The organism is Thermoanaerobacter ethanolicus JW 200, assembly GCF_003722315.1.
Lineage (GTDB): Bacteria > Bacillota > Thermoanaerobacteria > Thermoanaerobacterales > Thermoanaerobacteraceae > Thermoanaerobacter > Thermoanaerobacter ethanolicus.
This window is the reverse complement of sequence record NZ_CP033580.1, coordinates 2,730,660-2,742,500: the sequence shown is the minus strand read 5'-3', so window position 1 is coordinate 2,742,500 and position 11,841 is coordinate 2,730,660. Positions and strand designations below refer to the sequence as shown.

The following is an 11,841-nucleotide window of genomic DNA, read 5'->3' as shown; positions in this document are numbered from 1 at the left end:
TCGAGAGGGGAACAGCCCAGACCTCCAGCTAAGGTCCCAAAGGGCATGTTAAGTGGTAAAGGAAGTGGGACTTCGAAGACAACCAGGATGTTGGCTTAGAAGCAGCCATACATTTAAAGAGTGCGTAACAGCTCACTGGTCGAGAGGTCCTGCGCCGAAAATGAACGGGGCTCAAACATGCCACCGAAGCTGGGGCTACCGCGGAAGCGGTGGGGTAGGGGAGCGTACTGTACGGGTAGAAGGCAAAGCGTAAGCTAAGCTGGACTGTACAGTAGAGAGAATGCCGGCATGAGTAACGAGAGTAAGGTGAGAAACCTTACCGCCGGAAGCCTGAGGTTTCCTGGGGAAGGGTAATCCACCCAGGGTAAGTCGGGGCCTAAGCCGAGGCGAAAGCGTAGGCGATGGGGAACCGGTAGAGAATCCGGTACCACCGAGGGCCGCAAAGAGAAGTGGGGACGCAGCGAGATAGGTGGAGCGTGCGGTTGGTAGGGCACGTCCAATCAGGCACCGAAGGGTACGTAGGCAAATCCGCGTACTGGCAGGGGCCTGAGAAGGGGAGCCGGAAGGCGAAGCCACCGAAGCAGCTGCCGAGAAAAGCCGCTATCGAGGTCCAAGGTGCCCGTACTGCAAACCGACACAGGTAGGCGAGGAGAGTATCCACAGGCGAGCGGGAGAACCCTCATTAAGGAACTCGGCAAAATGACTCCGTAACTTCGGGAGAAGGAGTGCCGAAAGGCCGCAGAGAAGAGGCCCAAGCGACTGTTTACCAAAAACACAGGTCTCTGCTAAGTCGGAAGACGAAGTATAGGGGCTGACGCCTGCCCGGTGCTGGAAGGTTAAGGGGAAGTGTGAGAGCACTGAACCGAAGCCCCAGTGAACGGCGGCCGTAACTATAACGGTCCTAAGGTAGCGAAATTCCTTGTCGGGTAAGTTCCGACCCGCACGAAAGGCGTAACGACTTGGGCGCTGTCTTGATGAGGGGCCCGGTGAAATTGTAGTACTCGTGAAGATGCGAGTTACCCGCGATTGGACAGAAAGACCCCGTGGAGCTTTACTGTAGCCTGTCACTGGATTTTGGTAATTCTTGTACAGGATAGGTGGGAGACGGAGAAGGTAGGGCGCCAGCCTTACTGGAGTCGGCGTTGGGATACCACCCTGGGATTACCGGAATTCTAACCTATAGCCGTGGAACCGGCGTAGGGACAATGGCAGGTGGGCAGTTTGACTGGGGCGGTCGCCTCCTAAAGGGTAACGGAGGCGCCCAAAGGTTACCTCAGCGCGGACGGGAATCGCGCGAGAGAGTGCAAAGGCAGAAGGTAGCCTGACTGCGAGAGAGACATCTCGAGCAGGGACGAAAGTCGGGCTTAGTGATCCGGCGGCAGTGAGTGGGAACGCCGTCGCTCAACGGATAAAAGCTACCCCGGGGATAACAGGCTGATCTCCCCCAAGAGTCCACATCGACGGGGAGGTTTGGCACCTCGATGTCGGCTCATCGCATCCTGGGGCTGAAGTAGGTCCCAAGGGTTGGGCTGTTCGCCCATTAAAGCGGTACGCGAGCTGGGTTCAGAACGTCGTGAGACAGTTCGGTCCCTATCCGTCGCGGGCGAAGGAAACTTGAGAGGCACTGCCCCTAGTACGAGAGGACCGGGGTGGACGAACCGATGGTGTACCAGTTGCACCGCCAGGTGCACAGCTGGGTAGCCAAGTTCGGAGGGGATAAACGCTGAAAGCATCTAAGCGTGAAGCCCGCCTCAAGATTAGGTTTCCCACCCGGCACTCAACTATACTTACTGGAGGAAGGCAAGATGTATTATGTGTATGTCCTGACAAATGAAAAAGGAAAGATATATATAGGCTATACGTCTAATATAAAGGAAAGGTATTTAGCGCATCAACGAAAAGAAGTAAAGAGTACAAGAGAAGGAAAATGGAGATTAGTATACTATGAAGCATATAGAGATAAAAAAGATGCGTTAATAAGGGAGAAACATTTAAAAAAGTCAGGACAAGGGCGTAGATGGCTAAAAGAGAGGATAAAGAATAGTCTTTCCACTAGTGAGTAGAGTTGAGTGCCGGGGTAAGACACCTCGAAGACCACGAGGTAGATAGGCCGGGGGTGTAAGAGTGGAAACACTCTTAGCTGACCGGTACTAATCAGTCGAGGACTTGACCGAGAAGGCTTTGTGCAGTTTTGAGGGTCTAGATTTCCGGTGGCGATAGCGGAGGGGAAACACCCGTTCCCATTCCGAACACGGAAGTTAAGCCCTCCAGCGCCGATGGTACTGCTTTCGCGGGAGAGTAGGTCGCTGCCGGAATTAAAAATATTCCTCAGTAGCTCAATGGTGGAGCAACCGGCTGTTAACCGGTAGGCTGTAGGTTCGAGTCCTACCTGAGGAGCCAAATCGTGGCCCCGTGGTCAAGTGGTTAAGACACCGCCCTTTCACGGCGGCAACATGGGTTCGAATCCCGTCGGGGTCACCAAATATGGGCCTTTAGCTCAGCTGGCAGAGCGGTCGGCTCATAACCGATTGGTCCGGGGTTCAAATCCCTGAAGGCCCACCATTTAAAAAATTAAATAATAATGCGGCCCAATAGCTCAGTTGGTTAGAGCGCCAGCCTGTCACGCTGGAGGTCGAGGGTTCAAGTCCCTTTTGGGTCGCCATTATATTATGCCTCGATAGCTCAGTAGGTAGAGCAAGGGACTGAAAATCCCTGTGTCAGTGGTTCGATTCCACTTCGAGGCACCATAATTTTTTTATGGAGTTTTTAGCTATTGCTGGCGTAGCTCAGTGGCAGAGCAGTTGATTCGTAATCAACAGGTCGTGGGTTCGAATCCCACTGCCAGCTCCAGCATTTATGCGTATTTTAAGGGTATCGACATTGTGTCGATACCCTTTTTGTGTGCGAATTGTGTGCGAAATCGAAATTAAAATAACATTTCTTCAAGCTTTGCTGCTGCTTCCTTTTGCATATCAGGTAATACATGACTATAAGTGTCAAGCGTTAATGTTATGTTTGCATGTCCTAACCTCTCACTTACTACTTTTGGATTTTCTCCTGCTGCCAGTAAAAGAGTAGCACATGTATGCCTTAAATCGTATAACCGTATGTCAGGTAAATTTGCTTCTTTTAAAAGAGGCTTAAAATATCTTTCAACTACTTTTCGCATATCTAACGGACTACCATTCTGTGCAGCAAATACAAAACCATAATCTATATATACTTTGGGGTCCTTTAACTTCTCTTGCCATTCTTCCGGCTTAAACTTATCCTTGTCTTTATCATAATTTAAAGTTTCCTTTGCTTTAAGCTTTTCTTCTGTTTGGTTTTTTTTATGTTCCTTAAGACTTTTCATTACCTCTTTGGGCAGTGGTATAGTTCTTCTGCTTCTTGGTGTTTTTGGTTCTTCAAGTTTCCATCCATCATTTGTTCTTGTGAGATTTCTTTTAACGTAAATACGATTATTTTTAAAATCTATATCTTCCCATTTGAGGCCCAGGGCTTCTCCAGGACGCATTCCTGATGTTAATAGGACTTCAAATAAGATTCCCCATCTGTTATAAACACAAGCTTCTAAAAACTTTTTAGCCTGTTCTGGTGTTAGTACTTTCATTTCTTGCTTTGTTTGCTTAGGTAAATCCACATTATTGCAGGGATTATTGCTTATAATTTGCCATTTAACAGCTTGGTTTAAAGCATTTTTTAAGATAGTATGTGTATATCTTATTGTTCTTGCTGAAAGATTTTTATTCATCATATTTGTAAGCATATCTTGTATTAGCAAAGGATTTAACTTTGAAATTTTATAGTCGCCCAAAACAGGTTTAATGTAGAGTTCTATAATTTTTACATAGCTTTGGTAAGTAGTTGCTTTTACGCGTCCCTTTAGAGAAGTTTTTATCCATTCATCGAGGTATTCTTTTAATGTTATATTTGCAGGTTCAACAAAAATTCCTTTGTTAATTTCATTCAGTTTCTCTATTTTGTACTTTTCAGCATCCTTTTTACTTCCATATATAGTTTTGTTATGATATTTGCGTTTACCATTTTCATCATACCCTAAAAAAATTCTAACAAGCCATTTATCTTTGCCTCTATTAATTATTTGTCCGATTGATCTTCCCATTGCGGCACCTCCTTTGAAGAATATTTTTATTTCTTTATTACATATTATATAATAAAATATAATAAAATCAAGTTTTATATAATAAAATATAACAAAATATAAAGCAAAAAAACAAGGAAAATTTTTTCAACTTTATTTAATTACTTTGAAATTATTTATAGCCTGTGATATTATAATGTACATGGAGGGAGTACAATGGACAAATTTTATACAGTAAAAGAGGTTGCAGAGTTATTGAAAGTTAATATACATACTGTTTACAGATGGGTCAGAGAAGGACGTTTACCAGCTATAAAAATAGGTGACTTAGTGCGTATTCCTGAAAGTGAGCTTAATAAGTTTCTTGAAGAGCATAAAAAGTAATATGAACTCTGTTAACTTATTCAGTTAATTTAATGTCGAGTTAAATTAATTTAACAAAATATTGAGAAAAAGGAGATGAAAGGGATGACATTATCTCCGGCCCAAACTAATGCTTTAAGTGAACTTGCAAAACATCTTTATCCATTCTTACCAGGTAAAGCTCATCCTTTTGCAAATCAAAATATATCCTTTGATGGAATTGCTGTAGATCCAGGACTTTCCCAATTTTGGAAGAATAGTAGTAAATTACCTGCAATTTTTCAGCTTCTTGTAAAAACATTAGAAAAAAGGCCGGATAAATTTTGCCCTCTTATTCTTAAAATTGTACAGCGTGCTATTCTATATCGTCAAAGCAAAGGAGAACCAATTACTCGAGAAGAAATTGAACAGCTTAATGAACTTGTTGCACGTGTAGGTTTTAAAATTCCTGAGCTACATGATCGTAGTTTCCTTAAACAGCTCCCAAGTTCAGTTCATTCAGGGCCTGATAAATTAAGTGTATCACTAAAAGAATTGGATCAATTAGAGAAAGAATTGCGTGCTTTAGATAATCTTTCACCTCAAGAAAGAGGATATCAATCTGAAAAATTTTTAAAAAATATGTTTGAAATTTTTGGCATGACCCCTCGCAGTCCACTTCGGTTGATTGGTGAACAAATTGATGGTAGCTTTCAATTCTAGAATGATACTTATTTAGTTGAAGCAAAATGGCATAACAAGCCTATTGGTGTGGAAGAATTATTAGCTTTTTCAGGAAAAGTTGCTGGTAAGGCAGAATGGTCAAGGGGGCTATTTATTAGTTATTCTGATTTTACTGAAGAAGGACTAAAAGCTTTTGTTCAAGGTAAACGCACGAATATTTTATGTATGGATGGTTTGGACCTCTACTATATTTTACAAGGCCGGTTAAATTTACAAACAGTTATTCGAGAAAAAACTCGTCGTGGTGCAGAAACAAATCAAGCATATGTCTCTGTAAAAGAACTTTTTCCTAATATTTTAGTAATATAAAAATTCATAATAATACAAAGATTCCAAATATAATTTAAGAAAGAATGAAATGACGTGAATAGTCAATGATTTTAGTTTAGAAGTAAAATTATATATTTCACAGCGGTACGGATTTTTCATTTTCGCTTCGCTCAAATCAAAAATCCGAATTTAAAAGCGCACCTCTGCTTCTTTTTGCAGACGTGCGCTTTTTGTATATGGCAATAGATATAAGAGCTATTTTATGACAAATAATGAGATACAGTAACATTTTCACGATTGTGGCCCAGGTTTCTACTGACTTCTCTTACGGCTTTTCTATCCTCTTTATCTCTTGTTCCTTTTTTGTATTCTTTGCCTCTTATCTCTCTGTATCTTTGTTTTGCATACTCACGGCGATAGGAGTGGACGTCAATGCGGCTAGGTATTCTTTCAAACAATCGTTCTTTGCCTTTGTCTCTGACTTTTTTAACTATTTCACTTACACGTTCTTGAAATTCTCTGAGTATTGGTACTTCTCTTTCTTTACCTCCTTTGCCGTTTCTGACATGTACGTATAATCTGTTATCCTTCTCATAGATATCTTTCACAGCAACAGAAAAAAGTTCTCGCCTTCTTAAACCTGAAGCCTTACAAAAATCCACCACATCCTTATAGTTATTTAAATTAATCTTTTTATCATGTTCTCTTTCAACTCTCGACCTTGAAATCTCTTTGATTTTTCTTTCGGGTATTTTCACTTCTTTTGCAAGTTCGTTGTCTTTATATGCTTTTCTTAAGGCTGCTCTTGCTACCTTGATTGTCCAGGCAGATTGGCACTTTGCAATCTTCTCTTCAAGATATGCCGGTACTAATTCTTTCGATTTGTCAAAATCCTTGTTTTTTAACCCTTTGGATTTGCACCAGTCTGCGAACTTTTTAATTTCCGCTCTGTAAGTTGCATATGTTTGTACAGAAAAAATGCCAGCATTGAAAACGGAATTATTCATTGCATTAAAGACATCCTTGCCATGAAGTCCATTTTTTAATGCTTGCTGTCTTGCCTCTATCTTGACTTCATATTTACTTTTCCCGAATGCCTGCTGTTCTTTTAGGCTGTTTAACAGCTGATGAAATAAACTTCCACTTCTAGCCATTAAGTACCACCTCCTTTTATTCAAGATTTGTTTTACAAAGTCTGATTACGCATTCTTATACTTCTGTAGTATTAAAAAATTTATAGCTTATCTATAAATGTAAAAGTTAATATATTTTTGTACAAAATTATATGCCACTTTTTGTACAAAAATATTTTAATTTTATCATTTACACAGAATATAACCTGCTTGTCGCCGTTTATATTCCCCTATCTAAAGTAGTACATTTGGGTCTTTATTAGTTTAAGCTGTGCTTCGTAGTTTTTGTTAGGGAAAGTGACAAGGGACTTTTTAAAAAGTAGCACTTTAGGGTCTTAATAGAGAAAGGCTCTGCAAGCTTATGTAAAAGTTCTGCTTTGCATGCCCTTTTAAAGTATGTCTCTGGAGCGGTACTGTTGCAAAATTGAGATATTGTTCTGATTGGTATAGGTAGCTTTATATTCAAAGCCTTCAAATTTCGAATTCATTTTTCTTAGGTAAAGCTTTTGTTAAAACATCATACCAGTTAAACTTATGTCGTGAATAAAGCCGGTAAGCCGCTTTATCCGCCCGCTGACAAGATTTTGTAGCATGTTGCCGACAAATTCTTATCAGACTGATGCTGTTACCCCTGACAAAACAAAAAATCGCCACATTTTTTGCAATGCAGCGATTTTACGGACAACCGTGCTTTGTTGGCTTTTGTTTTACGGCCAGTAACCGCTATTATCAGCACGGAGCGGTATGACCAACCTCGTTAACAAGGATACAAAAGCTTTCATTTTTACGTCGGTAAAACCGGAAATACCGATTTTTATTGTTTTGCCGGGTAACGCTGTCAAAGGCCCTGATGTCATGCTCTTTTAACGGCCGTTGAGCAGTCAGCCGTAAGAGGAACAGCGGACAACCTTCTTCGAACAAAGAAGGAACCACGTTGTTTTATGTCGGCCCTTTGGCGGACAACCTTCCTCTTGAAACGGAAGGGGAACAACATTTGTAGTTTCTTTTACGTCGGCTGCCTCTTAATTTCTACATATATTATAATCCAAATTTTAAAAATATTCAAGATACAAGTAAATGAATTTAATTCAAAAAATTTTAATATAAGTTAGTTGTATAATTAAATGCAACAGATAAAAAAATAGAAACCATAGTGAAAATCGTGTATGATATAGGTGTCAACTAAACATCATACAAGGAGGATTTTCACTATGGTTCATAATAATGATACCACAAAAAAGCGTTCTTTTAAACACTTAAGTAGCTATGAACGAGGAGAGATCTATGCATTACTCAAAGAAGGAAGAAGTATTCGGTATATTGCTAAAAAACTTAACCGATCTCCAAGTACTATAAGCCGTGAAATTAAACGTGGAACTACTACACAACTTAGAAGTGATTTGTCTTCTTATACAAGCTATTTTCCTGAAACCGGTCAGGCTGTCTACGAAAAAAATCGTTCAAATTGTGGAGCTAAATTTAAAGTAGCTAAAGCAGAAGATTTCTTGAAATATGCTGAAAATAAAATATTAAATGAAAAATGGTCACCAGACGCAGTTGTAGGTTATTGTAAGAAGGACCCAAGTTGGAATAATAAAACCATTGTTTGTACTAAAACACTGTACAACTATATAGATAGAGGATTATTAAAAGTTAAAAACATTGATTTACCTTTAAAACTACGCTTAAAACCAAGGAAGAAACAAAACCGTAAAAATAAACGTATTATGGGTAAAAGTATTGATTTTAGGCCTAAAGAAGTTGAAAGCCGCGAAGTTTTTGGACATTGGGAAATAGATACGTTAATTGGCAAGAAGTCTAATGACAAGGTCCTTTTAACATTAATAGAGCGTAAGACTCGCCATGAAATAATATTACTATTGGATACAAAAGACAGTAAATCTGTTAAAGATGCACTATCAAAATTAAAAGATATGTTTGGTGACAATTTAAACAAAGTCTTTAAAACAATAACATCTGATAATGGTACAGAGTTTAGTGATTTAGAAAGTGCTCTTTTAGAATATGGCGTAGAAGTATATTATACACATCCATATTCATCTTGGGAAAGAGCTACAAATGAACGACATAATGGTCTTATACGACGTTTTATCCCTAAAGGAAAAAGTATTAGAGATTTATCTATAGATACGATAAAGAGAGTAGAAAATTGGCTTAATAACCTTCCACGAAAATTGTTAAATTATAAAACGCCTAAGAAATACTTTTATGAAGAGCTGGCAAAAATCTGTTAAGCCCATCCCTTATAAAGTTTAGAGCTCGTTCGTGATTTGTCAAGGGGCAGGCTTCGCCTGACTTAAACCCTTGACAAATCACGACCTTCGCTCAATTTGTTAACTAAGATGGGCTTAAGGTTATATATGATTTGTTCCAAATCCTATATCTACATGATTTTCATTAGGTGTTGCATTTAATATTGCAATTTATAAAAAATTTTAATATATCAAAATAATAATATAAAATTGTCTCGACATTTTTGATATTAAAATTTAATAATACCATTAAAAAAGCGTTTGTGGATGACATCCACAAACGCAGGAATAATTTTGTTTTAGGATCTTATGAGTTTCTATCATTCTAAAATGGAGTTCCAATCAACTTGATTTAATATTTCTTTTATATACTCTTCAATCTGTGCTTGTACTAGCTGTCGCCATGATTCAGGTGGATTGATAGATAATTCTTGAGAAAGATATTCCATAAGGTTTCCGAAGTTTGGAGAAGGCAATTGATCTATTGTACGATTAACTAGTGCACGGATATTTAGCTTTTCTATTATACGTTGCTCCAGTTGTTTTTCTAATAGGGCATGGTGAAGATTATTGGCATGGGTTATAACTATGTCTTGAGGAGGTAATACCTTAGCGCAAGCTCCGTATTTTTCAAGTTTTTTTTCTATATATTCTACAAGTTGAGGACCACTCATAGCATTTAGCTCTATTCTACGCGATAAACTTGATTTGTTGTGGATTTTTTTACCAATGAACCACTCTTTTTCAAGAGGAGTAAGGTTTTCCTTTATGCCATTAGGTATGTCTTGTTCCCGAGTAAAAGTTTCACTTTGTAACCCCATTTCAAGGGCTTCTTCTAATTTAAGACCTATGTCTATGACGTCGACAGAATATCCTTTCATTCGTTCTGTTTCTTCTCTTAATGTGCGAGCAATGTTATAACCGTATGGATCTGCATCGTGTAATACAAAAAGCTTGTAGTCTTTCTGCTTATCTGCCCGCTCGAAAAGAATTCTAGCTGCTTGAGTTGCATAACCTTCAGCTACTATGATAGCCATGTCGTATCTTTCTGCAATTTGCGATGCTTCTAAAACTGGCCATACGCCTTTCTTTTCTACGTAAAGTATTTTATTAAATACCCAATCGGGGAATTCATATTTTTCCACTTCTCTCGTACCTAGAGGTAATGTTTTCCTAGTATATGGCTCGTAAAGAATTCCTCGAGGGTCATAGTATATCAGATTTATTACACCATAAGTTTTTTGATATTCCACTAAAAGTTTTTGGCTAAAATAGTTGTATTCAAGTTCTTTATTTGTGTAAGTTTGGATTAACGGCCGTACTTGATAATAAAGAGTTCGAGCACTAACAGGATATTTACCGTTACCAGTAGCTTTTTCTATTGCTTCTGGTAATACTTTGAACACTGCTTCTCTTACTGTATATTGGGCACGTTTAAGCATTTTTTCTCTTTCCATGGCTTTTCTTTCAGCGCGTGCTGCATTTTTTTCTCTTTGTTTTCTTTCCTTGTAAATAGTTTTACATACACTCCATAAAGTTTTTGCAACATCTTCTGCTATTTTTGGATGTAATGTTATATGTGTTTTAGCTCTATCCAAAAAGTCAAGGGAAGGACATACTAGATGAAAAGCCATTGCTATATTATTTTGAGGTTTCAAACTATTCTCTAGTTGGGCGTAAGGAACAACATGGGAAAGAAACCCATGAATACCATAAGCCTCAAATTCCGAAGAGGAAAGAGGAATTGATGCAAGAGGGTCATCAAAAGTAGGGCTAAAATTTATGCCTGTGAAAATGTCACCCTCCTTTTGAGTTTCTGCAAGAGCTACTTCTATTACATATGGTATTCCTTCAATTTCTCCAAAAGAAGATTTGTACCAAAAGCGTTTGATTCCGTAAAGTTGTGAAAAGTTGGTTTTAAAGTGTTCTTCGCCACAGAAACCAAGGATTTTGGAATGGACAGGATTTGTATTTTTCTTCATTGTTTCAAGCAATATCCCTATCAATGGTTGATGTTCTTCAAAATCCCTTAAATATTTTATTTCAGAAAACTTACTGCAAATTTCTTTTGCTTTTTGAGTACCTGAAAATCCACGAAATTGACGAACAAATTCTCTTAAGGTAATGTCATTTTTTGAATAAACATAAGCAAAAATCAATCTTGCAAGGTCTTCTTCGGAGTACCACCAAGGAGATGTTGGATTAGTTGGCAAAAATTTAATCCATTCATCTGGGAAAGATACGGTTGGTAAAAATTCAAGTGTTTTATTCTGAAAGTCTTTAGCATTTGAGCATGCTGAATCATTGACACTTTTTTTATCAAAAAGTCTAATTTTTATCGAGGCATGGGGATTGAAAATTGCAAAAGCTTTTGCCCACCATTCAGGATAAAATTTTTGATTGGCAGATGGGACAGGTACTGTAATTTTAGTTCCTTCCACATATTGAGAAGGTTCTTTAGAATGTTCTATTCTTACATTTCCTATAGCATCAACTCGAGTATAAATTGTGTGTTTTGTTCCCTGTGCCTCAATTATAACTGGCATAGAGCACCCAAGAGAAAAGGGAATACCTAATACTGTCTTTAAAGCATTGCCTTGAGCGCCACGCGTCGGACTGCGGTAAATGGACTTGTCCGAAACGCGGATGCTGAAATCAAGAATGCGGCTGACTGTATGTGGTGGAATACCACGTCCATTGTCAGAGATGCTAATCAGGTATATGTCATTTTTCATAAGAATATCTATATTTATCTCTGGAATAATGTTGTTGCTTTCGCAGGCATCCAGGGCATTGTCTACAAGTTCCTTAAGCACAACGGAAGCAAAATTAGTATAGGGCTGACCAGTTTGAGCTTGGAGTTCTTTTAGTGAAAAATATTCAGAAGCCCGAGAGATTTCTGCAGTGATTCTGCTGAGTGTTTTAATGTTATTGGTTTTATTAGTATCTTTTAAAGCTGCTATGTTATCCATAT

General features: G+C 38.7%; 6 protein-coding genes, 6 tRNA genes, 2 rRNA genes and 1 pseudogene (1 of these 15 cut by a window edge). 12 read left to right on the top strand and 3 right to left on the bottom strand.

What is annotated here, in order from left to right; all coding sequences use genetic code 11:
- From EB239_RS13640 to EB239_RS13605, 8 genes are all read left to right on the top strand, one after another.
- A 23S ribosomal RNA gene (locus tag EB239_RS13640) occupies positions 1–2,174 on the top strand; it begins 1,109 nt to the left of the window's first position.
- A 32-nt stretch (positions 2,175–2,206) separates the two neighbouring features.
- A 5S ribosomal RNA gene (gene rrf / locus EB239_RS13635) occupies positions 2,207–2,315 on the top strand.
- A 10-nt stretch (positions 2,316–2,325) separates the two neighbouring features.
- A tRNA-Asn gene (locus tag EB239_RS13630) sits at positions 2,326–2,400 on the top strand.
- Between the two features lie 6 nt (positions 2,401–2,406).
- Positions 2,407–2,481: transfer RNA gene (locus EB239_RS13625), tRNA-Glu, on the top strand.
- Between the two features lie 5 nt (positions 2,482–2,486).
- Positions 2,487–2,562: transfer RNA gene (locus tag EB239_RS13620), tRNA-Ile, on the top strand.
- Between the two features lie 23 nt (positions 2,563–2,585).
- Positions 2,586–2,662, top strand: a tRNA-Asp gene (locus EB239_RS13615).
- A gap of 9 nt (positions 2,663–2,671) precedes the next feature.
- Positions 2,672–2,747 (top strand) — tRNA-Phe (locus EB239_RS13610).
- 28 nt (positions 2,748–2,775) lie between these two features.
- Positions 2,776–2,850 (top strand) — tRNA-Thr (locus tag EB239_RS13605).
- A gap of 76 nt (positions 2,851–2,926) precedes the next feature.
- Here EB239_RS13605 and EB239_RS13600 read toward each other — a convergent pair.
- Positions 2,927–4,126, bottom strand: coding sequence for a tyrosine-type recombinase/integrase (locus EB239_RS13600; protein WP_003870238.1), 1,200 nt, complete (start codon positions 4,124–4,126; stop codon positions 2,927–2,929).
- Positions 4,127–4,321: 195 nt separating this feature from the next.
- Between EB239_RS13600 and EB239_RS13595 the strand changes: the two genes are divergently transcribed.
- The 3 genes and pseudogenes from EB239_RS13595 to EB239_RS13585 form a co-directional block, all read left to right on the top strand.
- Complete coding sequence (locus EB239_RS13595) at positions 4,322–4,489, top strand: helix-turn-helix domain-containing protein (RefSeq protein ID WP_003870237.1); 168 nt, start codon at positions 4,322–4,324, stop codon at positions 4,487–4,489.
- 75 nt (positions 4,490–4,564) lie between these two features.
- Positions 4,565–5,170, top strand: a complete 606-nt coding sequence (locus EB239_RS13590) for a hypothetical protein (protein ID WP_129545165.1) — start codon at positions 4,565–4,567, stop codon at positions 5,168–5,170.
- Between the two features lie 15 nt (positions 5,171–5,185).
- Positions 5,186–5,500, top strand: a pseudogene (locus tag EB239_RS13585) (restriction endonuclease); the annotation flags it as partial.
- Positions 5,501–5,721: 221 nt separating this feature from the next.
- Here EB239_RS13585 and EB239_RS13580 read toward each other — a convergent pair.
- A complete protein-coding gene (locus EB239_RS13580; protein ID WP_003870234.1) occupies positions 5,722–6,615 on the bottom strand; it encodes a tyrosine-type recombinase/integrase in 894 nt (297 codons plus the stop codon).
- 1,190 nt (positions 6,616–7,805) lie between these two features.
- Here EB239_RS13580 and EB239_RS13575 point away from each other — a divergent pair.
- Complete coding sequence (locus EB239_RS13575; protein WP_003870233.1) at positions 7,806–8,849, top strand: IS30 family transposase; 1,044 nt, start codon at positions 7,806–7,808, stop codon at positions 8,847–8,849.
- A 338-nt stretch (positions 8,850–9,187) separates the two neighbouring features.
- Here the strand turns inward: EB239_RS13575 and EB239_RS13570 are convergent, their stop codons facing one another.
- Positions 9,188–11,839 (bottom strand): ATP-binding protein, encoded by a 2,652-nt coding sequence (locus EB239_RS13570; RefSeq protein ID WP_003870232.1) that lies wholly within the window; start codon positions 11,837–11,839, stop codon positions 9,188–9,190.
- Positions 11,840–11,841 lie beyond the last annotated feature (2 nt).